The organism is Chelativorans multitrophicus, from assembly GCF_011317445.1.
GTDB lineage: Bacteria > Pseudomonadota > Alphaproteobacteria > Rhizobiales > Rhizobiaceae > Chelativorans > Chelativorans multitrophicus.
Window position 1 is genome coordinate 1,620,620 of sequence record NZ_JAAAPL010000001.1, and the last position, 23,226, is coordinate 1,643,845.

Annotated in this window: 22 protein-coding genes; 9 read left to right on the plus strand and 13 right to left on the minus strand. The window is 61.6% G+C overall.

The genetic code is table 11. From position 1 onward, the window contains the following. On the plus strand, positions 1 to 1,431 hold the full coding sequence (locus GNP00_RS07875; RefSeq protein WP_011581827.1) for a UdgX family uracil-DNA binding protein: 1,431 nt from the start codon (positions 1 to 3) through the stop codon (positions 1,429 to 1,431). Positions 1,432 to 1,677: 246 nt separating this feature from the next. Here the strand turns inward: GNP00_RS07875 and GNP00_RS07880 are convergent, their stop codons facing one another. The 6 genes from GNP00_RS07880 to GNP00_RS07905 all read right to left on the minus strand — a co-directional run bounded on the left by GNP00_RS07880 (position 1,678) and on the right by GNP00_RS07905 (position 7,184). Then, complete coding sequence (locus GNP00_RS07880; protein WP_011581828.1) at positions 1,678 to 2,436, minus strand: aldolase/citrate lyase family protein; 759 nt, start codon at positions 2,434 to 2,436, stop codon at positions 1,678 to 1,680. Between the two features lie 12 nt (positions 2,437 to 2,448). Further along, the gene (hpaH, locus tag GNP00_RS07885) at positions 2,449 to 3,249 is read right to left on the minus strand and encodes a 2-oxo-hept-4-ene-1,7-dioate hydratase (protein WP_011581829.1); all 801 of its coding nucleotides are present in this window, start codon (positions 3,247 to 3,249) and stop codon (positions 2,449 to 2,451) included. Next, positions 3,249 to 4,118: a fumarylacetoacetate hydrolase family protein gene (locus GNP00_RS07890; RefSeq protein ID WP_011581830.1), complete on the minus strand. Its 870-nt coding sequence runs from the start codon at positions 4,116 to 4,118 to the stop codon at positions 3,249 to 3,251. The genes hpaH and GNP00_RS07890 overlap by 1 nt, the downstream gene beginning before the upstream one ends. Positions 4,119 to 4,240: 122 nt before the next feature. After that, positions 4,241 to 5,221, minus strand: coding sequence for a 3,4-dihydroxyphenylacetate 2,3-dioxygenase (gene hpaD, locus GNP00_RS07895; protein WP_011581831.1), 981 nt, complete (start codon positions 5,219 to 5,221; stop codon positions 4,241 to 4,243). 50 nt (positions 5,222 to 5,271) lie between these two features. Further along, positions 5,272 to 6,783: a 5-carboxymethyl-2-hydroxymuconate semialdehyde dehydrogenase gene (gene hpaE, locus GNP00_RS07900; RefSeq protein ID WP_166015833.1), complete on the minus strand. Its 1,512-nt coding sequence runs from the start codon at positions 6,781 to 6,783 to the stop codon at positions 5,272 to 5,274. A 17-nt stretch (positions 6,784 to 6,800) separates the two neighbouring features. After that, positions 6,801 to 7,184 carry a 5-carboxymethyl-2-hydroxymuconate Delta-isomerase gene (locus GNP00_RS07905; protein ID WP_011581833.1) on the minus strand — a complete coding sequence of 128 codons (384 nt, stop codon included), beginning with the start codon at positions 7,182 to 7,184 and terminating at the stop codon, positions 6,801 to 6,803. 481 nt (positions 7,185 to 7,665) lie between these two features. Between GNP00_RS07905 and GNP00_RS07910 the strand changes: the two genes are divergently transcribed. The 6 genes from GNP00_RS07910 (at position 7,666) to GNP00_RS07935 (ending at position 13,825) form a co-directional block, all read left to right on the plus strand. Beyond that, positions 7,666 to 8,619 carry a Bug family tripartite tricarboxylate transporter substrate binding protein gene (locus GNP00_RS07910; protein ID WP_011581834.1) on the plus strand — a complete coding sequence of 318 codons (954 nt, stop codon included), beginning with the start codon at positions 7,666 to 7,668 and terminating at the stop codon, positions 8,617 to 8,619. Next, on the plus strand, positions 8,609 to 9,127 hold the full coding sequence (locus GNP00_RS07915) for a tripartite tricarboxylate transporter TctB family protein (RefSeq protein ID WP_011581835.1): 519 nt from the start codon (positions 8,609 to 8,611) through the stop codon (positions 9,125 to 9,127). The genes GNP00_RS07910 and GNP00_RS07915 overlap by 11 nt, the downstream gene beginning before the upstream one ends. A gap of 9 nt (positions 9,128 to 9,136) precedes the next feature. Continuing rightward, entirely contained in the window at positions 9,137 to 10,624 is a 1,488-nt protein-coding gene (locus GNP00_RS07920) for a tripartite tricarboxylate transporter permease (protein ID WP_011581836.1), read from the plus strand. A gap of 82 nt (positions 10,625 to 10,706) precedes the next feature. Then, positions 10,707 to 12,230 carry an MmgE/PrpD family protein gene (locus GNP00_RS07925; RefSeq protein WP_011581837.1) on the plus strand — a complete coding sequence of 508 codons (1,524 nt, stop codon included), beginning with the start codon at positions 10,707 to 10,709 and terminating at the stop codon, positions 12,228 to 12,230. A 4-nt stretch (positions 12,231 to 12,234) separates the two neighbouring features. Beyond that, a complete protein-coding gene (locus GNP00_RS07930) occupies positions 12,235 to 13,116 on the plus strand; it encodes an isocitrate lyase/PEP mutase family protein (protein ID WP_011581838.1) in 882 nt (293 codons plus the stop codon). A gap of 4 nt (positions 13,117 to 13,120) precedes the next feature. Further along, positions 13,121 to 13,825 (plus strand): FCD domain-containing protein, encoded by a 705-nt coding sequence (locus GNP00_RS07935; protein WP_011581839.1) that lies wholly within the window; start codon positions 13,121 to 13,123, stop codon positions 13,823 to 13,825. 105 nt (positions 13,826 to 13,930) lie between these two features. Here GNP00_RS07935 and rpiB read toward each other — a convergent pair whose 3' ends face one another. The 7 genes from rpiB to GNP00_RS07970 all read right to left on the minus strand — a co-directional run bounded on the left by rpiB (position 13,931) and on the right by GNP00_RS07970 (position 20,108). Continuing rightward, positions 13,931 to 14,377, minus strand: coding sequence for a ribose 5-phosphate isomerase B (gene rpiB / locus GNP00_RS07940; RefSeq protein WP_011581840.1), 447 nt, complete (start codon positions 14,375 to 14,377; stop codon positions 13,931 to 13,933). A 42-nt stretch (positions 14,378 to 14,419) separates the two neighbouring features. Further along, on the minus strand, positions 14,420 to 15,322 hold the full coding sequence (locus tag GNP00_RS07945) for an NAD(P)-dependent oxidoreductase (protein ID WP_041544763.1): 903 nt from the start codon (positions 15,320 to 15,322) through the stop codon (positions 14,420 to 14,422). Further along, on the minus strand, positions 15,319 to 15,807 hold the full coding sequence (locus tag GNP00_RS07950) for a TRAP transporter small permease (RefSeq protein ID WP_011581842.1): 489 nt from the start codon (positions 15,805 to 15,807) through the stop codon (positions 15,319 to 15,321). The genes GNP00_RS07945 and GNP00_RS07950 overlap by 4 nt, the downstream gene beginning before the upstream one ends. Beyond that, the gene (locus tag GNP00_RS07955) at positions 15,804 to 17,078 is read right to left on the minus strand and encodes a TRAP transporter large permease (protein ID WP_011581843.1); all 1,275 of its coding nucleotides are present in this window, start codon (positions 17,076 to 17,078) and stop codon (positions 15,804 to 15,806) included. Before GNP00_RS07955 ends, GNP00_RS07950 begins: the two co-directional genes overlap by 4 nt. A 56-nt stretch (positions 17,079 to 17,134) precedes the next feature. Further along, positions 17,135 to 18,127 carry a sialic acid TRAP transporter substrate-binding protein SiaP gene (locus GNP00_RS07960; RefSeq protein WP_011581844.1) on the minus strand — a complete coding sequence of 331 codons (993 nt, stop codon included), beginning with the start codon at positions 18,125 to 18,127 and terminating at the stop codon, positions 17,135 to 17,137. A gap of 35 nt (positions 18,128 to 18,162) precedes the next feature. Further along, complete coding sequence (locus GNP00_RS07965; RefSeq protein WP_011581845.1) at positions 18,163 to 18,879, minus strand: FadR/GntR family transcriptional regulator; 717 nt, start codon at positions 18,877 to 18,879, stop codon at positions 18,163 to 18,165. Positions 18,880 to 19,517: 638 nt separating this feature from the next. Next, entirely contained in the window at positions 19,518 to 20,108 is a 591-nt protein-coding gene (locus tag GNP00_RS07970) for an amino acid synthesis family protein (protein ID WP_011581846.1), read from the minus strand. Positions 20,109 to 20,232: 124 nt separating this feature from the next. Between GNP00_RS07970 and GNP00_RS07975 the strand changes: the two genes are divergently transcribed. Beyond that, positions 20,233 to 22,083, plus strand: a complete 1,851-nt coding sequence (locus GNP00_RS07975; protein ID WP_011581847.1) for a helix-turn-helix domain-containing protein — start codon at positions 20,233 to 20,235, stop codon at positions 22,081 to 22,083. Positions 22,084 to 22,226: 143 nt separating this feature from the next. Further along, the gene (locus GNP00_RS07980; RefSeq protein WP_041544764.1) at positions 22,227 to 23,216 is read left to right on the plus strand and encodes a flavin reductase; all 990 of its coding nucleotides are present in this window, start codon (positions 22,227 to 22,229) and stop codon (positions 23,214 to 23,216) included. Positions 23,217 to 23,226 lie beyond the last annotated feature (10 nt).

The window sequence follows — 23,226 nt, forward strand, 5'->3', positions numbered from 1 at the left end:
ATGCTGTCCATACCTCTCGGGGAAGATTGCAGCGTGGAAGAGTTCCGTGCGGCCGCGCGGCACTGCCTTGCACGCGGTATTGCGCCCGAGGATGTTCACTTCAGCGTGGGTGGCACCTTGCCGCTGTTCGCGGAGGAGGCGCCGGAACGCGTTTCAGTTGCGAACGTAAGAGTTCCGCGTGGCTATGCAAATCTCGTCCCCAAAATTGTCTGCCACAGCGAAGCGGACCGTTTCGCGCTGCTCTATCGGCTGCTGTGGCGCATCCATCGCGGCGAGCGCCACGTGCTCGACAACCCGGCCGATCCCGACGCCGCCAAGGCGCAGCGCTACGCAAAGGCGGTCGACAAGGATATCTACCGCATGCAGGCCTATGTGCGCTTCGCCGAGCGGGAAATTGATGGCGCGCGGATTTTCGTTGCCTGGCATGAACCGCAGCATCGCATGCTTCGGTTGGCCGCGCCATTTTTCGTGGACCGGTTCAGCAATATGGACTGGCTGATCGCAACGCCGATCGGGACCATAGCCTGGCAAGGGGGCGTTCTGGCTTTCGGCCCGCCGGCAGCGCGGCCTGCCGAGGCGGGCGATACGGTCCTTGATGAGCTGTGGACGGCATATTTTCGTGCCACTTTCAACCCGGCTCGCCTGCGCGTGAAGGCCATGGTGGCGCAGATGCCAAAGCGGCATTGGGCGACGATGCCCGAGACGGCGTTGATCCCCGATATGGTGCGGGCAGCGGGCGCTCGCGTCGCCGAAATGGAGACCACCGCGCCAGAAACCCCGCCACGTTTCGCGGAGAGACTTGCAGAGCGAATGGCATCAATCTCCGCGCAATCTGGCGAGCTCCTGCCGCTCGACGTCCTGCGAGAGGAGATCCAATCCTGCAGACTGTGCCCGCTGCACGGGCCGGCGACCCAAGCCGTGCCCGGCGAGGGCGCACCCGAGGCCGAGATCATGTTTGTGGGCGAGCAGCCAGGCGACCAAGAGGACCTTGCCGGCAGGCCTTTTGTCGGCCCCGCCGGCCAGGTGTTCGAGCGCGCGCTTCTCGAAGCGGGAATTGCGCGGCAGAAGACTTACGTCACCAATGCCGTGAAGCATTTCAAGTTTGAGCCGCGCGGAAAAAGGCGCGTGCATATGAAGCCGAGCGGCGGTGAGGTGTCGAAGTGCCGCTTCTGGCTGGACCGCGAGATCAGCGCCGTCAAGCCGAAGCTCGTGGTCGCTCTGGGCGCTACCGCCATGCTGGGTCTCACCGGCCGCCCCGTGCCTGTCACCAAGGCCCGTGGGCAGGTGATTGCTGCCGACAGCTTCTCCATCCTCGTTACCGTGCATCCGTCCTATCTCCTGCGGCTGCCCGAAAAGGAACGCGCCGAGGCTGAATACGAACGCTTCGTCGAGGATCTGCGGAAGGCGAGAGACTGGTGCGAGGCCGCTTGAGCCGGAAGGGAATCGGCAGGCGGATCAACATCGCATGTGGTGCGTTCCTGCACGATGGATCGCGCGCGTAACACACTCGCCTTGGGGCGAAGGCAACTGTGGCTGCTACCGGCATAACAGTAGTGGCATGCAGCCGTCCTCACCGCATCCTGATCCCGTCGATCACAAGTCTGGCCGCAGAGGTTTAGGGTCCCAACCGGAACAACCGCTCATAGATGCTCACGGGCACCGTGAACGAATTACGGCTCAGAAAGCGGCACGCAGAGCTTTCAGCCCGGCAGAAAACACCCCCACGTCGGACCCGACGGCCAGGAACTCCACCCCCATTTCCGCATAACCTTTGGCGAGCGTCTGGTCTGACGTCAAAATTCCCGCAGCCTTTCCGGCTCTGCGGATGCGAGCCAGTGCGTCCGTGACCACCGCCTGCACCTCCGGCGCACCCGGTTTGCCGCGATAGCCCATATCGGCAGCGAGGTCGGCAGGACCGACAAAGACACCGTCGACCCCATCGAGCGCCAGGATTTCATCGAGCGCGGCGATGCCCGCGCGGCTTTCGACCTGAAGCAAAAGGCAGACTTCGTCATTTGCCGTTTGCAGATAATCGGAGATTGCATTGTAGCGCGACGCGCGCGCAAGTGACGCGCCGACGCCACGAACCCCCTCGGGCGGGTAGCGCATGGATTTTACGACCTCGGCGGCCTGTGCGCCGCTTTCGATCATCGGCACGAGCAGCGTCTGTGCTCCCAGATCCAGCATTTGCTTGATCTCAGCGCGGTTATGGTCTCGCACCCGCACCACCGGATGGGAGGCGTCGCCAATCGCCCGCAGCTGATCGAGTACATCCCGCAGCCCGTTGGGTCCGTGTTCGCCGTCGATCACCAGCCAGTCAAAGCCCGCTCCCGCCGCGAGCTCCGCCGTGGTTGCTTCGGCAAGTCCCAGCCAAAGACCGATCTGGGTCTCTCCCTTCTTCAACCGCGCCTTGAAGCTGTTCCTCGGTGCTGGCATGATGCAATCCTTTCAGGCAAAGGTAATCGAAGCAGATCCGAAACTGCCGAAATCGGCATGGATCTTCGTTCCTGGCGGGCACTCGATCGGTGCGATGAACGAGCCGGCAAGGACGACCTGCCCGGCCTCGATCCGCTGATTATACTGATTCATACGGCGCGCGAGCCAAACAATGCCCTGCACCGGATCGTTGAGAATCGCCGCTCCGAGGCCGGTTGCCTCCACCTGCTCGTTCTTGGATACGATAGCGCCAACCCAGCGCAGATCGAAGTCCTCGGGCCCGTGCCGTTCGCATCCCAGAACGATTCCACCATTGGCGGCATTGTCCGCTACGGTGTCGAAGATCCTGCGCGTCTGGCCTGTCTCGTGATCCTTTCGCTGGATTCGCGTATCGAGGATCTCGATGGCAGGTGCAACGTAATCCGTGGCGGCGAGCACGTCCTCCCGTGACACCTTGCCGTCGAGCGGTGACTTCATGACGAAGGCGATCTCCGTCTCGATCCGCGGCTGTATGAACCGGCCTGCGGGGACCGTCGAGCCGCTGGCAAAATCCATATCGTCATAGATCACGCCGCTGTCCGGCGTGTCGATACCGAGCGCATCCTGCATGACCTTCGAAGTCAGCCCGATTTTCCAGCCGATGATCTTGCGGCCTCTGGCGAGCTTTTGCGCCATCTGGGCCGACTGAATCGCATAGGCATCGTCGAGCGTGATCTCGGGGTGCCGGATGGACAGAAGCCCGATCTGAGCGCACGTCTCTTCGGCACGCAACAGATCGGCCGCAGCCAGTTCGATCTCAGCCCTGCTCAGCATCACTCGTCCTCAATGCCGTTGCGCAGGATGCCTATGCCTTCGGCTTCGACCTCCACCACATCGCCGGGCTTGAGCCAAACCGGCGGATCGAACCTCGCGCCCGCGCCTGTGGGCGTCCCACAGATGATCACATCACCCGGTGCAAGCGCGCAGAAGGTCGATACATATTCGATGATATAGCGGAAATCGAAGATCATGTTCCTGGTGCGGTCCTGTTGGCGGACTTCGCCATTCACACGCGTGGTCAGCTCGATATCAAGCTGCGATGCATCGCGAAAAGGCACCAGCCATGGACCAAGCGAGCCCGATCTTTCCCAGTTCTTGCCTTGCGTCACGTTGAATTTCGCATGGCGCACCCAATCACGGATCGTGCCTTCATTGCAGAGGGTGAGCGCCGCGATATGATCATAGGCGTGCTCTCTGGCGATGCGGCGGCCGCCCTTGCCGATGACGATCGCCACCTCACCCTCATAGTCGAGCTGCTCGCTTTCCGGCGGACGAACGAGATTCTGGCCATGTCCGGTGAAAGTCCGCGGGAAACGAATGAATATGGAGGGCTTCGTCGGTTGGGACTGGCCATCCTTGTATTCGGCATTGCGGTCCGGATAGTTCACGCCGATGCAGATCAGCTTTTCGGGAGTTGCGATCGGAATGAGGTAAGTAACATCCTCTTCGCGGTAGGTCGGCGCACGCCCCTTGGCGGAGCCGATCACCTCCTCGAGCGCCCCCGCCTCGATCACCTCCTTCAGGCCCTTGAAGCGGCTGCCATATTCGAGCGTCATATCGATGATGCCTTCTTCGGTCACCACACCGAAGCGATCGGCGCCATTTGCCCGGAACGCCGCGATGCGAGCGGGAATTGCTGTCATGACCATGGTCCTCCCTTGAATTCTTACTGGCGCTAAAGCGCACTCTCGCTGGCGGGTACTTACCGGTTCCCAATCAGGGCCGCTTGCTTCACGAGGCTGGCGTCGGTGAGCATGAGCTTTCCTTAAGGTGCGATGATCGGGCTTGCTTCGAGACGGGAATGAACGGGTTCGACCCCCTCGAAGAGCGAGCCGTGCTCGAACCAGGATTTCGGTGCCGGGGCGCCCCAAAGCGTCTGACGCTGTGGGTCCTTGAGGTCCCATTTGATCGGCTCGAGGTCGGGATCAACCGTTTGATAATCGGAGCAGTAGATCTCGATCCGGTGCCGGTCGGGGTCCAGGATATAAAGGAAAAAGGCATTGGAGATGCCGTGGCGGCCCGGTCCCCGCTCGATATTGGCGACATAGCCGGTCGTCGCCATCAAATCGCAGAGGTCTATGATGTTGAGCGGTGTGGGAACCCAAAAGGCGGTATGGTGCAGCCGTGGGCCGAATCCATTGGTAAAGGCCAGGTCATGGACACCGCCCTTGCGGTGGGTCCAGGCGGCCCATAGCTTGCCGCTCTCCTCGTCCTCCGTATATTCGGTGACGCGGAACCCTATCTCACCATAGAACTCGACGGCCTTGTCCACATCCGGCGAAAAGCAGTTGAAGTGGTCGATCCGAAGCGGCCTCACTCCACGATAGAGCGCATATTTCTGGTGGATCGGCTCCAGCCGGTCCATCTTGAAATAAAACTCTATCGGCGCGCCGAAGCAGTCCGTGGTCGCGAGCGTGCGTCCCTGGTAGGGCCGTTCGACCCAGGCGACCGGATGGCCGCGTTTTTGGAACCATGAATGCGCGATATCAAGTTGCTCCTCATCGAAGACCTTGAACGACAAGGCCCTGACGAGGCTTTCTGCGGATTTGCGTAGAACCATGCAGTGATGGCCGCGCTCTTCCAGCGCGCGCAGGTAAATCACTTCATCGTCTTCGTCGGTTACCTGAAGGCCGAGCGTATCGACATAAAAGGCACGCGAGGCGGTGAGATCCTTAACGCCAAACTCGACATGGCTGAGCCGGATAATGTTGAACGGCGGATAAAGGGTCGGAGCCGAGATCGGCATGATTCTTCTCCCTATAAAGACTTTGGCCAGCGCGCCTTCGGAAGCGGGCTTCAGCCGCCGAGTTTCGAGACCTTGTGTTCCCTGCGCGGGAAGCTGACATTCACCGTTTCCATGTAGAAATCGAACGACCAGTCGCCGCCATCACGCCCGATGCCAGAGGCCTTCACCCCGCCGAATGGCGTAGGCAGATGGCGCACATTCTCCGAGTTCACCCAGATCATTCCGGCCTCCAGATTGTCGGTCATGCGCATCGCCCGACCCAGATCCCGCGTCCAGAGATAAGCTGCCAGGCCATAATTCACATCGTTGGCGATGGCCAGCGCCTCGTCCTCGTCCTTGAACGGGATGGCCGTCAGCACCGGACCGAAAATCTCCTCCTGAGCGATCGCCATGTCGTTGCGGGCGTTCGTAAACAGCGTCGGGCGCACGAAGCAGCCGGCTTCGCCATATTTCTCGCCGCCCGTTGCGATGATCGCGCCTTCTTCTTTCGCCTTTTCGAAATAGGAAAGCACCTTCTTTTCATGCGAAGGGTGAATCAGCGGACCGATCACCGTTTCAGGATCGAGGGGGTGGCCGATTTTTATGCCGCGCGCGACCTCGGCCACGCGCCGGGTGAATTCCTCGTAAATCGATTCCTGCACAAGCAGGCGTGATGAGGACGTGCAACGCTCCCCGTTCAGTGAATAGATCATGAAAGCGGCGGCATCGACCGCACGGTCGAGATCGGCGTCGTCGAACACGATAACGGGATTCTTTCCGCCAAGCTCGAAATGGACGCGCTTTAGCGTGTCTGCGCCCTGCTTCATGATCATGGAACCGGTACGGCTTTCGCCGACAAAGGCGATTGCCTTGATCCCCTTATGCTCCGTCAAGGCGCGGCCTGCCTCCTCTCCGTAGCCATTCACGACGTTCAGAACGCCCTTCGGCAGTCCGGCCTCCTCAGCGATCTGCACGAGCAGGTTGGCCGTGAGCGGGGAGAACTCCGCCGGCTTGTGCACTACCGTGCAGCCCGCCGCCAGCGCCGGAGCAATCTTCCAGGTCGAGAGCATGAAAGGCGTATTCCACGGCGTAATCACACCCACCGGCCCGATAGGGCGGCGCGAGGTGACATTCATCTGGGCGGGGGTCCGAAGCGCCCTGCCGTCCTCGGAGCCTGGTGCCTGATCGGCAAAGAAACGGAAGTTCTCGGCGCCGCGAATAGCCGCCTTGGACATGAAACGAAGCGCCTGTCCGGTATCCATGCACTCGATGAACGCGATCTCCTCAGCCCGCGCCTCGATCCCTTCGGCCACCTTGATCAGGATCTTCCGTCGCTCTGCGCCCGATGTCTTCGACCATGTTTTGAACGCTTCGCTGGCCGCGGCAACCGCCTTGTCGGTGTCGGCCGCCCCACCCCTGGCCACCTTGGCAAGTGTCGACATGTCGACGGGCGAGACGGTCTCGAACGTCTCGCCGGAAGCAGCAGGTACCTGTGCGCCACCGACATGGTTCAGGACACCGCCTTCGCGAAACGGTTTCAGATATTCGACGGCGCGCGCGATGTTCTCGTTGAGAACGCTCATAAGCAATCTCCTTCAGGTCAACCCGACACGCGAGCGTGAATGGGCGTCTCTTTCCAATTCAGGTTCGGGTCTATTTCCCGGATTTCGAGAGACAGGGCGAAATGAGGGGTTGAGAGTGGTTCGGCGAGCGCCGCACGCGCCGCTGCAAATATCAGCTCGCCCGCTTGTTTCAGCGCCTCGACCGAGCGCCCCGAACCGACCGACAAAGTCATGGCGACAAAATCGTTCTCGGCCAGCCCATCCGCCACGATCGTGTAATCGGCCTTGTGAGCCCGGACGCGGATGCCCGCCAGCGGGAAGATTCCCGTTTCACGCATCGCGCCGTGCAGCGCTCTGCAGAGGCCGGCAACATCTGTCCGGGTTTCAAGCCCAGCGGAATATTCGATCGACAAATGCGGCATCCATCACTCCATCGCTTATTTAACATGTTAAATTAATGCGCATTTGTCAAATGCAGTCGTGCAATTATGCCCTGCAAACCGGAGCTTTCGTGAGGAACGGAGTTTCGCTGCAAACACAAGCATCGGCTTACCCCCGAACGGATCAGTGCTTCCGAAACCGCGCGTTCCGGTCGGCTTCATCATCTGCGAGGCGTTATGTTCGGTCCGGGAGCAAGCTAGCAGCGACCCCGCCGCGATTTCAATCGATTTAGCCGGTAAAGTGGTAGGCCGGTGAAGATCCCGTTGAAATAGCGATGTTTTTCAAAGGTGCGCGAGGGAGACTTCATCTTCGAGCAAAATTGTCGACAGAAACCTTCCAGGTTGACAACATCAGTCGGTATCGCCTTATATGAGACTCGTATCTGTCGACAACCTTGGTTGGGATGGGTCACTTCGTCGAGTGGGCACGATTGCTTGCCCAAAACCTAAGGGAGGAATTGCGATGAATTTGAAGACGGCGCTTCTGCCGCTCGCCATGTTTGCTGCGCTGGCTACGGGAACTGCGCAGGCACAGGTCAATCTCATGCTGCCGGCCAATCCGGGCGGTGGATGGGATTCCACCGGGCGCCAGGCTTTTCAGGCCATGAACGAGGCCGGCATCTATACCGGCGGTGTGAACTTTACGAACAAGGGCGGAGCCGGCGGCACGATCGGCCTTGCCGAGTTCCAGGGATCGCAGAGCGGCAAGCCCGATGCGCTTGCTGTCTTCGGCGCTATCACCGTGGGCTCGATTATCCTCAACAACTCGCCGATCGACCTTTCCCAATTTCGCCCGATTGCACGGCTGACCGCCGAATATCTGGTAATCGCGGTCTCCGCCGACTCGCCGCACCAGAGTCTGCAGGACCTGGTCGAGGCGGTGAAGGCCGATCCCGGCGCCAACGCCGTGGGCGGCGGCTCGGCGGGCGGCGTCGATCACATCGCGCTGGCGCTACTCGCACAGGCTGCGGATATTCCGGTCGCCGATCTCAATTATATTCCGCAGGCGAGCGGTGCGGAGACGGTGACAGGCATAGTCAACGGAACGCTGGCGGCGGGTATTTCCGGCATCTCCGAGTTCCAGCAGTTCGCCGAGCAGGGCCGCATCCGCATTCTCGGCATCACCTCCGCCGAGCGGAAGGCCGGCCTCGACGTGCCCACCTTCAAGGAAGCGGGTTATGACGTGGATATTGCCAACTGGCGTGGCTTTCTCGGCGCGCCTGGCATGCCCGAAGACAACTACCAGACATGGGTGGACCGCTTCACGCAGATGAACGGCAGCGAGCCCTGGCAGAAGGTGCTGGAAACGCAGGGCTGGGACCAGTTCTTCCTTTCCGGCGAAGAGTTCGGCACCTTCATCAAGGAAGAAAACGAGCGCATCGGCGCCATCCTGAAAGAGGCCGGCCTTGCCAAGTAACTGGCCGCAAAGCGACACGGCGGGAGGCGGCGCTGCCGCCCCCCGCCCCTGGTGGCTGGGCGGCCTTGTCATAGCGCTTGGCTGCGTCTGCCTTTACGGTGCCTTCAGCCTGCCCCAGGCCGCCCGCTATGCCGGGGTAGGTCCGGGCCTTTTCGTCACGCTGGTTGGCAGTGGCCTCGTTCTCCTCGGCCTTCTGCTCCTGATGCAGATCGCGCGTGGCGAAAAATTCGTCCCGCAGGACACCGAGGACGCATCCGGCTCCGACAAGGCGGACATGACGGCCTTCCTCACCGCGCTTGCGGCGGCAATTGTGCCGGTCCTCACTATAGAGGCGCTTGGCGTTCCCTTTACGGCGATGCTCTCCTTCACGCTCGTCGCCCGCGCCTTCGGCTCGCGCAAAACCGTGATCGACCTTATCACCGGCGCTATTTTGGGAAGCCTCGCCTGGCTCCTCTTCACGCAGCTCGGCCTGCAGATCGGCAGCTTCCTGCCGCTTGCGGGCATCTAGGAGGCAGCCATGGAAACCTTTTCGCTGCTCCTGCAAGGTTTTGAGGTCGCGCTCCAGCCCATCAATCTCTTTTGGGCGCTGGTGGGTTCGGTGCTCGGCACGGCCATAGGGATCCTGCCCGGCATCGGCCCGGCGCTCACCATCGCGCTCCTGCTCCCGGTCACCATCAGCGTCGCGCCGACATCCGCCTTCATCATGTTCGCGGGCGTGCTCTACGGCGCCATGTATGGCGGCTCGACCACTTCGATCCTCATCAACACGCCGGGCGAGGCAGGCTCCATGATGACCGCGCTCGAGGGAAACAAGATGGCGCGTGCAGGCCGCGGCGCCTCGGCGCTTGCGACTGCCGCCATCGGCTCTTTCGTGGCCGGCACAATCGCCACCCTGGCGCTGACTTTCGCCGCCCCGGCCATCGCCGAGATCGCCTTCTACTTCCGCCCGGCGGACTATTTCGCGCTGACGGTGCTGGCTTTCACCTCGATGGCGGTGGTGATGGGTACCTCGCGCGTGCGCGGCTTCATATCGTTGTTTTTGGGCCTGGCGCTCGGCCTTATCGGCATCGACCAGATGACCGGCCAGGCGCGGCTCACATTCGGCGTACCAGGCCTCTTTGACGGCATGGAACTGGCGGTCGTGCTTGTCTCGCTCTTCGCGGTCGGCGAAATCCTTTACGTCGCGAGCCGCTATCGGAAAAACAGTTCCGAGATCATCCCCATTCGCGGCCAGATCTGGATGTCGCGCGAGGATTGGAAACGCTCGTGGAAACCGTGGCTCAGGGGAGCCTCGCTCGGCTTCCCCATCGGGGCGCTGCCGGGCGGCGGCTCTGAGATCCCGACCATGCTTTCCTACACGCTAGAGCGGAAGCTGACGAAACACCCGGAAGAGTTTGGCAAGGGCGCGATCGAAGGCGTAGCCGGCCCCGAGGCCGCCAACAACGCGGCCGCCGCCGGTATCCTGATCCCGCTGTTGACGCTCGGCCTGCCCACCTCCGCCACGGCGGCGGTGCTGCTGGCCGCATTCCAGAATTATGGCCTGCAGCCTGGCCCCTTCCTCTTCTCCTCCAACCCTCAGCTCGTCTGGGGCCTGATCGCCTCGCTCTATGTGGGCAACGCGATGCTCTTGGTGCTCAACCTGCCGCTCGTCGGCATCTGGGTGCGGCTTCTCTCCATTCCAGCGCCGCAGCTCTATGGAGGCATCCTTGTCTTTGCCACGATCGGCATCTGGGGCGTGGCGAACTCGCTGGTGGATGTCATCGCCATGGTGATCATCGGCGTGGCAGGCTATGTGATGCGCGTCTACGATTTCCCCATCGCCCCGGTGCTGATCGGCCTGATCCTCGGGCCGATGGCCGAGCAGCAGTTGCGCACCGCGCTTGCCGCCGGCCAGGGAAATCCGATCATGCTCGTCTCCACCCCGCTTTCCGTGATTTTCCTGACGATCGCGGCTCTCTTCCTGCTTGCGCCACTCCTGCTTAGGCGCCTGCGGGCCAACGCTTAACAAGAGCATGATTCCGAAGAGTTGCACACTCTCGGCAAGATCATGCGGCTGAAGAACCAAAAACAATAGGCAACGTCAAACAATGAAAAAACACACTGTGAAGGTCCACCCCTCGGCAGCAAAGCTTCCGCGCGAGGAGCAACTTGCCTGGCACATTGCGGATTTTGCCGCCCATTGCGGCCCGCTCGATGCCGACGTGCAGGACATGATCGCCTGCCGCATCGTCGACAATGCCGCCGTGGCACTCGCCGCGATCAACCGCAAGCCGGTGGCGGCGGCCCGCGCGATGGCGCTGGCCCACCCGCGCAAGCGCGGCGCAACCCTCTTCGGCCTGCCTGCCGCGACGCGCGTCGATGCCGAATGGGCGGCCTGGGCCAACGCGACGGCCGTGCGCGAGCTCGATTTCCACGACACGTTCCTTGCCGCCGACTATTCGCACCCGGGCGACTCCATTTCGCCGCTGGTCGCAGTGGCGCAGCAGATGGGGCTGGACGGGGCCGCTCTTGCCCGCGGCATTGCGGTCGCCTACGAGATCCACGTGGCGCTGGTGAAGGCGATCTCGCTGCACAAGTACAAGAAGGATCATGTGGCCCATTTGGCCCCCGCCACCACGGCCGGCATTGGCGCCATGCTCGGCCTGCCGACGGACGTCATCTTCCAGGCGGTAAACCAGGCCGTCCACCTCGCCTTCTCCACGCGGCAATCGCGCAAGGGCGAGATCAGCTCCTGGAAAGCCTACGTGCCGGGCTTCTCCGGCAAACTCGCCATCGAATGCATCGACCGCGCCATGCGCGGCGAGGCGGCCCCCTCCCCCATCTATGAGGGCGAGGATTCCGTCATCGCCTGGATGCTCGGCGGGCCTGAGACCGCCTACGAGGTCTTCCTGCCCGCCCCTGGCGAGAGCCCGCGCGGCATTATGGAGACCTACACCAAGGCGCATTCCGCCGAATACCAGGCGCAGGCGCTGATCGACCTCGCCATCGAGCTTTCCGGCCAGATTGGCGATCTTTCTGAGGTGCGCGACATCCTTTTGGAGACGAGCCACCACACGCATTATGTGATCGGCACCGGCGCCAATGACCCGCAGAAGATGGACCCGGAGGCGAGCCGCGAGACGCTCGACCATTCCATCATGTACATCCTGGCCGTGGCGCTGGAAGACCGCAAATGGCACCATGTGGATTCCTACACGCGCGAGCGTTCACGCCGCGCCTCCACGGTGGAGCTCTGGCACAAGATCAGAACGGTGGAGGACCAGGTCTGGACCACGCGCTATCACGAGCCAGACCCTGCCAAACGCGCCTTCGGCGGCAGGCTCATCGTCACCATGAAAGACGGCCGTGTGATCTCCGGCGAGCGGGCGGTGGCCGATGCCCACCCCAACGGTGCTCGCCCCTGGACCTGGCCGGATTATGTCGGCAAGTTCGATGGACTCACACGCGAGATGCTGGGCGCGCCGGAGCGCGAGGCGTTCCTGTCCGCGGCCAAGGGATTTGCAAAGCTTGCCCCCGGCGCGCTCGACGCGCTGGTGCCCGCGCTCACCGCCGGAAGCGTGAACCCGTCACGCCCAACCGGCGAAGGCATTTTCGACCGCGGTCTGGAGTAGGCCGATGCTCAATCACGAGATCAACAGGGCGTTCCGCGCGCGGCTGGAGAAGGGCGGCGCGCTCCTGCTGCCGGGTGCGGCCAACGCGCTTGCCGCGCGCATCATCGCCGATCTGGGCTTCGAGGCGATCTATCTTTCCGGCGCGGGCCTGACCAACACCTATCTCGGCATGCCGGACTTGGGCTTCGTCAGCCTGCCGGAGATCGCGCAACATACGGCCACCATCCGCGACGCGACGGACCTGCCCATCGTCGTCGATGCCGACACCGGCTTCGGCAATGCGCTCAACGTGCGCCACACGGTTCGCACCCTGGAGCGTGCCGGCGCCAGCGCCATCCAGATTGAGGACCAGGTGAGCCCGAAGCGCTGCGGCCATTTTTCCGGCAAGGACGTTGTGGACCTTGCCGAAGCCCGCAGCCGCATCAAGGCCGCCGCCGACGCCCGCCAGGACGAAAACCTGCTGATCGTCGCCCGCACCGATGCGCGGGCCACACTGGGCTTTGACGCGGCCATCGAGCGGGCGCAGGCTTTCATCGAGGACGGCGCGGACATTACCTTTGTCGAAGCGCCGGAAAGCACGGACGAGATCCGCGCCATTCCTGCCCGCCTGAAGGGCACGCCGCAGCTCGTGAACCTCGTCGTCGGCGGGCGCACGCCGATCATGGATTTCGACGAGCTGAACGCAATGGGTTTTTCGCTCGTGCTTTATGCCAACGTGGCGTTGCAGGGCGCGGTCTACGGCATGCAGGCCGCGCTCGGAAAGCTCAAGGCGGACGGAAAGCTGGATGAATCCGGGCCGGTCGCGGGTTTCAAGGAGCGCCAACGGCTTGTGGCAAAGCCTTTCTTCGACGAGTTGGAACGGCGCTATTCCACCGAGAAGGCGTGAACTCGTGGTGGAGACGGAAGAGATCGGAGCGGAGGCTGAACAGGACTTTCAGTCGCTGTCGGATTCGCTATTCGAGAAGCTGAGCGAGGCCATCGTTCGAGGCGAACTTCCCCCAGGCACAAAGCTTAGCGAACCCAAGCTCGCCGCGCGCCACGGCGTGAGCCGTGGGCCCCTGCGCGAGGCGATCAGGCGGCTGGAGGAGCGCAAGCTCGTCACGCGTACCCCACGCCAGGGGGTGCGGGTGATCGTGCCCTCGCACAAGCACGTCGTCGAGCTTTTCCATATCCGCGAGGTGCTGGAGGGGCTGGCCGCGCGCGAGGCCGCGCGCCACGCCACGCCTGCCGACATCGAAGAGCTGCGATCGATGCTCGAACGGCATGCGCAGGTGCTCGCCAGCCCGGATGCCATGGTCTACTGGCAGGCGCGGGCCAATTCCGATTTCCACTTTCTCATCGCGCGGATCGCGCGCAACGAGCAGCTCTTCAACCTGCTCTCCGGCGAGTACTACACGCTGTTCCGCCTTTACCGGATGCAGCATCGCCTGGTGCCGGGCCGCGCCAAACGCGCGCTTCTGGAGCATGAGCGCATCGCCGATGCGATTGCAGACCATGACTGCGAGCTCGCCGAAATGCTGATGCGCCGCCACGTCGCGGCTGCTCGCAAATCGCTCGAGACGAGCATCGGTGGAAGCGACGAAGGTCTCGAATAGACCCTCGTCTTCCAAGTCAGCCGCGATGAATGGCTTGAACACAGTCCTGATCAGTCGTCCGCCCGCCCTTGGAGCAGCCTGATCGATGCAACTGAACTGAGCGGTTCAGCGCCGCCCGTCCATCTCGTTGAGTTTTTCCACACGGCGGCGGAACTCCTCGCTAGTCGAGAATTCAGCGCTAAGATAAGCGCTGACGAGGTCACGGGCGAGCCATGCCCCAACAATCTGCGCGCCGATGCAAAGGACGTTAACATCATCGTGCTCAACGCACTGGTGCGCCGAATAAACGTCGTGGCCGACCGCGGCGCGGATACCCGCCCGCTTGTTTGCGGCAATGGCGGCGCCGACACCGGTGCCGCAAACCATGAGCCCGCGATCGCCCTCCCCCTTCAGTAGCTTGTCGGTGAGGTCCTGCGCGATATCAGGAAAATCGACCGGATCAGTGCTGTGGCAGCCAACGTCGATCACCTCATGCCCGAGGCTTTCGATATGCGAGATGATATCGGCCTTGAGAGGATAACCTGCGTGATCTGAGCCAATAATGATTTTCATGCGAAATTCCTGTCGAAATTGTTGGGGGCCGCGGTCCGGCGATCATGCCTGGTTGGTAAGACGGTCATAGGTACGGAACATGGCCTGGTTGCCGTTCGATCCTTCGCCATGTGCACGTGCTTCGAGATAAAGTGACGTTGCCATTGCAAGGCCCGGAAGGGGCAGGCCCTTCTCGAATGCCGCCTCTCCCGCCAGACGAAGATCCTTGAGCTGCAGGTCAATGCGGAACCCTGCGGAATCATCTTTGGCAATTACCTGAGGCCCGAGATTTTCGAGCATCCACGACCCGGCTGCACCGCCCATTAGTGTTTCCCGCAGAAGGTTCAGATCACCTCCCTGCGCGCGGCAGAGCGCAAAGGCTTCGCACATGGCTTGAATATGCACCCCCACCATAAGCTGGTTGCACATCTTGAACACCTGGCCCATCCCCAGGTCGCCCGCATGAATGATGGTGGTTCCCATCCCCTCGAGCACTGGCCGTGCCTTGGCGAACGCCTCAGGGGAGCCGCCGCACATGATTGACAGCTCTCCCGCGATCGCGCCTCTTACGCCGCCGCTGACCGGGGCATCCACTAGATCCACACCCCGACTGGCCAGATCCTGCCCGATGGCGCGGATCCCGGAGGCCGAGATCGTACTCATGTCGATAACGAGGGTTCCGGTGGGCAGCAACGTTCCGATCCCATCCTCGCCGAGCAGAACGCTTTGTACGTGCGGCGTATCCGGAAGCATCGTCACCACCACGTCCGCACCGGCAACCGCCGCCGCCAGGCTATCCGCGACAGTGACGCCGTCGCTGCGCAGGTTTTCCAGCGCCGCAGGGCTCCGGTCGTATGCCTTGAGGGCGAAGCCGGCTTTGCGAAGATTCGCAATCATGGGCCGCCCCATAACCCCGGCTCCGATGAAGGCGAGCGCGGGCAATGAACTGACCTCGGGTTCTGTCATGTTGGTGCTTTCGTACTTGTTAGTTGGTTTTCGAGGATAAAGAGGATCGACAGTGCGGCCGACACGGGAATGATGATGTAGACCCAGCCAAGCGGCAGCCGCAGGACCGGGGTGAACTGGCCGAATCCGCTTTGCGTGAACTCGATGCCGAACCAACCGATTCCGGCCATGGCAAATATGCAGCCGATATCGATCAGCCTATTGAGAAGGCGCGATGCACCGACTGGCAGGCTGTCGGCAATGGTCGATATGGCTAGGTGAGCCCGGGCACGAAAGGCCAGCGCGATACCGCAAAAGATCGACACTGTGAAACAGGACATGAGCAAATCGTCGAGCCAGAGCACAGACGTGCTGAACAGGGTTCGGGCGACGACCTGAACGACGATACCGACAAACATCGCGGCCAGGGAAAGGACCGTCAGCGCCGACAGGACATACGCAAGCACCTGGCATGTCCGGTGGAAGAAAGTATCAAAGCCGCTCATGGCACGACCCACGTAACCAGAGGAGGAAAGATCCAGATCAAGGCAGCGACGGCGGTCATTGCGAGAATGAACGGCACGCATTCCCGCGCCACGTCCCAAACTTTGACCGGGGTGATCGACGAGACGACGAAAAGGCACAACCCCACAGGCGGCGTGATGAGACCGATGGCCAGGATCACCATGATGACCATGGTAGCGACCAACGGATCAACTCCGACTTGGCTGAACAGGGGAATGATGATCGGCCCGGCCATCAGAATGGTCGTGGTGGTATCCAGAAACATTCCCAACACGAACATCAGCAGCCCCGCAGCAATGATGAAGCCAAGCGGCGTTTCGGATACGCTGAGGATCAAGCTGCCGATTTGCGCCGGCATTCCGGAAACCGTCAGAAAAAAGGAGAATACGGTGGCGCCGCAGATGATGAACATGATCGAGGCGCTGGTCTTGCCGGCCTGGACGAACACCGCTGCAAGCTTTCGGGGTGACAGCTCGCGATAAACTCCGAAACTAAGGATAAGCGCATAGGCGAGCGCGACGACGGAGGCTTCGGTCGGTGTGAAGGCACCGATCAGAATGCCTCCGATGATGATGACCGGGGCACCGAGGGCCAGCAGGCCATCCTTCAAGGACGACAGGAAAAAGCCCGCACGGAACGGACGAAATCCTCGTTGGAACCCGCGGCGTTGGCAAATCCAGGTGCTGACCAATGCAAGCGCCAGAGTGATCAAGATGCCGGGCACGATACCCGCCATGAAAAGCTCATTGAGGGACTGGCCTGAAATATAGCTCCAGACGATCATCGGGATCGATGGCGGGATGATCATGCCGACCGGGGAAGCGGCCGCCGTCACCGCCGCGCTGTAGCGGCGTGAGTATCCCTCTCGTTCCATCGCCGGGATCATGACCGACCCGACCGCCGAGGTATCCGCAACCGCAGACCCTGATATGCCGCCAAAGACCATGGAGGCACCGATATTCGCGTTCGCAAGCCCGCCGGGAAGATACCCCAGACAAGCATCGCAAAAACCTATGAGGCGCCTCGATATACCGCCGGCTTCCATGACCGCGCCTGCCAGGATGAAAAAGGGAATGGCGAGCAGAACGAAGCTTTCAGATCCCGCCGCGAAACGCTGGATCACCACAAGCATAGGGAAGTCGAGAAGCCACAGGCCGAAGGCACCTGCCAGCGTCAGCGCAAGAGCAATCGGGATTCCGGTGAGGAGCAACACGATGAGCGCGCTCACCGCGTAGAACGCTTCTAGTGACATGGAGTTTTACCTTGGGCTAGGCGGAGAGCGGTTAGCACTCTCCGCCTGTGCGTAACTCAGCGGGCTGCGTCGATGGCATCGAGCCACTTGCCCGCGGCATCGCCATATTCATTTTTAAGTGCTGGCAGACCAGTGTCGCGGAAAGTGGCGAGAAAAGCCTCGAGGTCGATCTCATCCGGGCGGATGATTGTGATCTGCTCCTCGATCCCGGAAAGCAGCTCCTCCTCTTCAGCGACGGCGATAGCGGGGTATTCCTTGGCGGTCTCCGCGGAAGCGCGGACGACAGCTTCTTTTTGGGCATCGTCCAAGCGTTCCCAGGCGCGGGTGCTCATTGATACCAGGTGAGGCGAGATACCCCAGGGAACCATCGACAGGGAGTCCTGCACTTCATAGAGTTTGGCGCCGACGATATTTCCCACCGGGTTATGCTGGCCCTGCACCACGTCGCGTTGAAGCGCGACATAGAGTTCAGAAAAATCGATCGGTGTCGGAATCGCCCCAACCGCCTCGGCCATCACATTGAATGACGGCACGTTCGGGTTACGGATCTTGACGCCTTTAAGGTCGGCCGGGCTTTTGACCTCGATATCGCGCATAGTGATATAGCGGAATCCGCCGTGGGGAACGACGAACAGAGCTTTCACATCGGCATCGGCCTGAAATGCCTCCATAAGCTTCGCACCATCCTCACTCGAGAAGAAGTTGGTGAAATGCTCGAGGCTCGAATAAAGCATCGGCGCCTCAAGTGCACCGGCCCAAGGGACGAAATAGGAAAACGTCCCGGCGATCGTCATGTCGAGCGTGCTGCTGCGCACGCCTTCCTGAAGTTGGCGTTCGTTGCCCAGCGTCCCGGAATTGAAAATCTGCACGGTGACGCTGCCATCGCTGTATTCTTCGACCTTGGAGGCAAAAAGCTCAGCGATCGTCTGCTGGGGGCTTACCGGCGCACCAACATGCCCAAGGCGGATAGACACCTCATCTGCAAGGGCCGATCCCGTCATGGTGAGCGCGGCCAGAATACCGCAAGCAGTTATGGTAAAAAGTCTCATACTTTCCTCCCGGCTGGGTTGTAAATTTGCCTGTCTCAGGCTCGGTGGACGGACATCCTCATCCTGATCGCCCGCCCGATCTCGAAGTGGTTTCTGACCGCGCGCTCGGCTTCGTCCGGATTGCCTTCTGTCAGGGTGGTGAGGATGCGGTAGTGGTCGTCGATGATCTGCTGGCGTGTGCTCGCATCGGCTGCGACCAACACCCGGCGCTCCACATGCGAACGCTGAAGAAGATCGGCGATGGCGATATACATGCTGCGCAGCGCGGTAGCGGCGCTGGCATCGACGAGGGCCATGTGAAATTCGTAATCGGCTCGGGCCCCGACAACGGGATCATCGATCGTTTTGGCGATCGCATCAGCGAACCCGCGCATTCTCTCGAAATCACCGATACCCGCACGCGAAACCGCGAGACGTGCCGCTTGGCACTCGACGGCTATCCGGGCCTCCATCACTTCGTCCACTGCATTGCCCTTATTCGCAAGGGCGAAGCTGAAGAAGTCGCCTAGGATGTCGATATTCGGCCTCGACACGACCGAGCCGACGCCGTGTCGAATCTCGATGACACCGAAGATAGAGAGCGCGCGCAACGCTTCGCGCAGCACTGGTCGGCTTACTTCCAGAGCCTGACACAGCTCCCGTTCTGGCAGAAGCAGGTCGCCTTCCTTGAGCGCGCCACTGAGCAATTGCTCCCGCAGGAATCCGAACACGCGTTCGTAACCATTCGCAGATTTTCGGGTGGCGCCTTGCATAAAACTTCAGTGAGATCGTTAGTGGTATTACCTCTCTAGCATGACCCGGCCGCGAACATCAAGCGCAGGTAAGGCGGGAGCGTAGCCCCCGCTTTCGAGCGGTCGTTGCCCAACAGATACGGCGACTTTCACATGAGCAATGAGAGGAAGAAGGTTCGCGTGCCGGTGGATTCCCGAGCGCGCCACGGCAGTACTCATTGATGGCTTTCTCGCCCATAGCAGCGCAAAACTGCGCCCCGAGCGAGGGGATTGGCAAGCGGCACGCGCAAGCCGCTTCGAGCCGTCCGAAAGGCGGGCTCTGTGATCAGGAAGAACGGCCAGCCTGGCGTTCGCCTGCGTCGAGATTTTACCAAGACTGCTTCAGATCACCGTATCGACGGGAATGGACCAGCGGTGTGCGCTGTCATCGCGAGCCTCCAACAAAGAGGCTCCAAGGTCCGCTACCGCGGAATACGCGCCGCGATGATACGACCGCCTCGTCGCTGGCGGGGCAAAAGAGCGGGACAAGAATCGCGGAATGTCGGCCTGCGGCGCGGCCCGATACGTTCGGGCAGCACGGCTGATGCGAGCACCGACTTCGATGTCGCGCCGATCCGGTCGGGCCGCCATTCAGTCGGACCCGACACTGGTCGATTAGGTTAGGCGGATTGCTGCTCGGCTTTCATCTCCGCCATGTCGCTGAAGCGGTCTCCGATGCGCGGATGCGCGCGGCCGCCATCCGACGCGCCGATAGCGACCAGAATTTCATCGGGCCCAGGCGCGTCGGCGATTTGGAAATTCGCCGTCAGGAAGTGCGAGCGCTTTCCGGTCTCGCTCTTGTGGATCATCGGTAGGGAAAGAAGCGCGCCGGGCGCGTTTCGGGTGTTGCTGAAGCTCAGAAAGGCGGTGCCGTGCACGGCATCGCGGAAATGGTTCCCAAAACGCAGAGTATGGATCAGCGCTGAGGCGTGCTCGATCTCTCCGTTCACGCCAACGCAGGCGGCCTTGCCAAAAGCTTCGACGCGATCGGGATCCATCAAGGAGATCAGACGGCGGGTCATCTCGGCGCCCAGTTCTGGGGCGATGCGGCGGATTTCGGGCCCCAGATCCTCGACAAAGCCTTGGCCCGCCCAGGGGTTGGGCAGGACCGCCGCGATGACAACGGAGGTGATGGGGCGAGCGGCGGGTTTGCCGGCCTCGATGACAGTTTCTTCGACGAACGCCGCGAATTTCCGGATGCCAAGCGACATGAGGATCCTCTGGTTAGTGTTTCGCACACACTATAGGGGGCGGATGACAGCAGACTCTTCCTGCGGTATGAGGGAAATGATCTGATTAGTCTCCTGCGAAACGAAGTATGAATTCCCGGTCCGGATGGACCATAGTTGCGCGTCAAACGGCCCAACCGTACCCGGACAGAAGGATTCTAGCGCCATCGATTGGAAGGCCAAACTTTCGTCCCTTACCCAGGCCGTGGTGCAGATCAACGGCACCGGCAGCCTCGAATCGGTTCTCGTCAACCTGGTGACGACCGCGTGCAAGCAGGTCGGCTGGGCGATGGGCTCGATCATGTCGATCAGCGCCGAACACGGCTTTGCATATGTCATGGCGCGCCACGATCCGAACCTGCTGCAGCGCGAGCTGCGCGACCGATGGGAGCTGGCAACCAGCCCTTCTTTGATGGCTCTCCAGCGCAACCAGCAGATCTATATCCGCGATGCGCGCGAATCCGCCGAGTTCCCCGCTTACCGGATTGAAGCTTTCGAGCGTGATTACCGTTCGGTACTGGTCGTGCCGATGAACTGCGCTGATTTCGAAGGCCGCCCGATGGTGCTGAGCCTGTTGTCGCGCCAGATCTCGGAGATTTCGGAGGACGATCAGGCGATCCTGGACATGGTGGTCCAGCTCGGGGTAGCTGCGGTCGAGCAGGAGCGACGCGTCCAAGCCGCCAGGCAGGAGGCCGCCCGGCAGGAAAAGGCGCTGAGCGCACACAAGTCGCTGCTGGACCACGCGCTGGCGGACAATTCGGTCCCTTTGCTCTGCAAGTTGCTTGAGAATCTGCTCCAGACGCCGGTGGTGGTGGTGGATTTCACGGTGTCGCAGGTGGTGGGCGGGCGAACGCCCGACCCCGCGCGCTTCGACGATGAGACCTGGCAGGCTGAGGTTCGGCGGGTCTATGGCGCACAGATCGCCAAGATAGCGCGCGAGGCCGCCGAGCGCGCGACGCAGGCCCAGACCATGATCGCGCTCCACAACGGGGCGGATACGCTCCAGCTTGCAGCACGGATCCAACCGCTGGTGGTCGATGCAGACAAGGTCGGGGCAATGGTCATCTTCACGCAGGTAAGCGAGCCCGACATCCTGGAATTGATGATCCTCGACAGCGCACGCTTTGCGCTCAGCGTCGTGATGATGCGGAATTTCATTCGCTTCCGGTTCGAGAAGCGAAGCCAGGCGGAGCTGTTCTTCGAGGTGATCGAGCGGCGCTGGCGCGACAAGGCGGATCTGCTGATGCGCGCGCAGCGCCAGGGGCTGGATTTCTCGCGCCGGCAGCAGATGCTGATCGTCGATTTCGAGAGCAGCGGGCACGAGTTCAGCAGCATGGCCATCAATCTTCACCGCGCCCTGTCGCAAGCCGTCCAGGCGCCGGCGAAGGGGATCTCGGTGCTGGCGGTCGACGGCGCAATGATCTGCCTCTGCCCGGTTGGGCCAGAAAATTCCCAGGCTGAGATGCATAAGCTCGCGCAGCGCGCTGCTCGCGAACTGAGCGCCTATCTCGACAAGCCTCCCGTCGTGGTGCTGAGCGCCGTCTGCGCCGACTTGCCCGATTATGCCGAAGCCTGGGAGCGCAGCCGCAGGGTCGTGGCAATCGCGCGGTCCATGGGGAAATTCGGGGCACTCTCGATGCAGGATTTCGGCCCTATGCCGATGCTGGCTGCAGCGGCGGGCGTGGACGAGGTGCGGCTCTTTCTCGACGACGTGCTTGGGCAGATTATCGGATACGACCGAGAGAAGGGAACGCCTTACCTCGAAACGCTCGAGATCTTTTTGCGCGAGCAGGGACGCAGCCAGGCCACTGCCGACGCCATGGGGCTGCATGTGACGACGCTGCGCTACCGCCTCAAGCGCATAGAAGAGCTCTTTGGGATCAATGTCGAAGCGCCCGAGCGGCGCTTCGCGGTCGATCTGGCCATCCGCCTGTACAAGATGATCGCGCCTGAATAAGCCCTCCAGCGCTGGCCGGCCGACAGCGCATACGACTTCCTACGAAACACAGCAAAGAATTCCATTCCCTTCCTGAGAATGTCAGGAAGAACGTGTGTTGCAGCACCCGCTACCTTTCTCTCACCAGTCAAAGGCAAGGCGGAATGCTGAAGATGCAGACAGTCGAGGAAATCGCGATCGACCCGAAAGCCTTGCGGCAGGCATTCGGAACCTTTGTGACTGGCGTGACCGTGGTCACGACGATTGACAAACAGGGCCGGCCGCGCGGCATGACTGTCAACTCATTTACCTCTGTCTCGCTCGATCCGCCGCTGCTGCTGGTTTGCATCGGCAAATCGGCGCAGAGCTATCCGGCCTTTGCCTCCGCCGACAGCTTCGCTGTGAATATCCTGCACGAGGGGCAGGCTGAGATCTCGCGCGTTTTCGCGTCCAAATCACAGCAAAAGTTCAGCAGCGTGTCCTGCGATAAGGTCCATACCGGCGCGCCCGTGCTGAGCGACAGCCTGGCCTGGTTCGATTGCAGCCTGCATAGCCGCGTCGAGGCCGGCGACCATATTATCCTGATCGGACACGTCCAAGCCTTTGGCACCAGCACAGCGGCGCCTCTGGGCTTCTGCCGGGGCTCCTATGTGCGGGTTGATGATCCGTTGCCCTCGGGTTGGCCCAAGGCGCACGGAATGATCGTAAGCTACCTCATCGAGACGGAGCAGGGCCTGCTGCTGCGAGAGGACGGCAAGGGCGGGCTCGTCCTGCCCTCGGCGCGCCGGCGGCGACCCGAGGCACAGCTCCACATAGAGGGCAGTACCAATCTACAGCTCTATCCCGAAACGACCTTTCTCTATTCCATCTTCGACATGGCCGACAACGATCCGGGCCAGGTCGTTTATCGGGCGCGGCTTGCCGAAGAGCTGCCGCCGGAGGCGCATTCAGACGGACTTCGCGTCTTCGGCTTCGACGACATTCCCTATGATGCCATTCCCACCAGCGAGCTGCGCTCGGTTTTGCGCCGCTATGTGCGCGAGCGGCGTGACGGACGGTTCAGCATCTATGTCGACTCCGACGATGGCGGACGGGTCGCGCTAATCGACGGTGATCTGCGCGAATGGGCGCAGCACCAAAACACTCCCCTTTGATCAAGGAGGC

Excerpts from the sequence above, each read along its gene's own strand:
- GNP00_RS07875 (WP_011581827.1), top strand. The coding sequence starts at position 1 with ATGCTGTCCATACCTCTCGGGGAAGATTGCAGCGTGGAAGAGTTCCGT.
- GNP00_RS07880 (WP_011581828.1), bottom strand. The coding sequence starts at position 2,436 with ATGCCAGCACCGAGGAACAGCTTCAAGGCGCGGTTGAAGAAGGGAGAG.
- hpaH (WP_011581829.1), bottom strand. The coding sequence starts at position 3,249 with ATGCTGAGCAGGGCTGAGATCGAACTGGCTGCGGCCGATCTGTTGCGT.
- GNP00_RS07890 (WP_011581830.1), bottom strand. The coding sequence starts at position 4,118 with ATGACAGCAATTCCCGCTCGCATCGCGGCGTTCCGGGCAAATGGCGCC.
- hpaD (WP_011581831.1), bottom strand. The coding sequence starts at position 5,221 with ATGCCGATCTCGGCTCCGACCCTTTATCCGCCGTTCAACATTATCCGG.
- hpaE (WP_166015833.1), bottom strand. The coding sequence starts at position 6,783 with ATGAGCGTTCTCAACGAGAACATCGCGCGCGCCGTCGAATATCTGAAA.
- GNP00_RS07905 (WP_011581833.1), bottom strand. The coding sequence starts at position 7,184 with ATGCCGCATTTGTCGATCGAATATTCCGCTGGGCTTGAAACCCGGACA.
- GNP00_RS07910 (WP_011581834.1), top strand. The coding sequence starts at position 7,666 with ATGAATTTGAAGACGGCGCTTCTGCCGCTCGCCATGTTTGCTGCGCTG.
- GNP00_RS07920 (WP_011581836.1), top strand. The coding sequence starts at position 9,137 with ATGGAAACCTTTTCGCTGCTCCTGCAAGGTTTTGAGGTCGCGCTCCAG.
- GNP00_RS07925 (WP_011581837.1), top strand. The coding sequence starts at position 10,707 with ATGAAAAAACACACTGTGAAGGTCCACCCCTCGGCAGCAAAGCTTCCG.
- GNP00_RS07930 (WP_011581838.1), top strand. The coding sequence starts at position 12,235 with ATGCTCAATCACGAGATCAACAGGGCGTTCCGCGCGCGGCTGGAGAAG.
- rpiB (WP_011581840.1), bottom strand. The coding sequence starts at position 14,377 with ATGAAAATCATTATTGGCTCAGATCACGCAGGTTATCCTCTCAAGGCC.
- GNP00_RS07945 (WP_041544763.1), bottom strand. The coding sequence starts at position 15,322 with ATGACAGAACCCGAGGTCAGTTCATTGCCCGCGCTCGCCTTCATCGGA.
- GNP00_RS07950 (WP_011581842.1), bottom strand. The coding sequence starts at position 15,807 with ATGAGCGGCTTTGATACTTTCTTCCACCGGACATGCCAGGTGCTTGCG.
- GNP00_RS07955 (WP_011581843.1), bottom strand. The coding sequence starts at position 17,078 with ATGTCACTAGAAGCGTTCTACGCGGTGAGCGCGCTCATCGTGTTGCTC.
- GNP00_RS07960 (WP_011581844.1), bottom strand. The coding sequence starts at position 18,127 with ATGAGACTTTTTACCATAACTGCTTGCGGTATTCTGGCCGCGCTCACC.
- GNP00_RS07965 (WP_011581845.1), bottom strand. The coding sequence starts at position 18,879 with ATGCAAGGCGCCACCCGAAAATCTGCGAATGGTTACGAACGCGTGTTC.
- GNP00_RS07970 (WP_011581846.1), bottom strand. The coding sequence starts at position 20,108 with ATGTCGCTTGGCATCCGGAAATTCGCGGCGTTCGTCGAAGAAACTGTC.
- GNP00_RS07975 (WP_011581847.1), top strand. The coding sequence starts at position 20,233 with ATGGACCATAGTTGCGCGTCAAACGGCCCAACCGTACCCGGACAGAAG.
- GNP00_RS07980 (WP_041544764.1), top strand. The coding sequence starts at position 22,227 with ATGCTGAAGATGCAGACAGTCGAGGAAATCGCGATCGACCCGAAAGCC.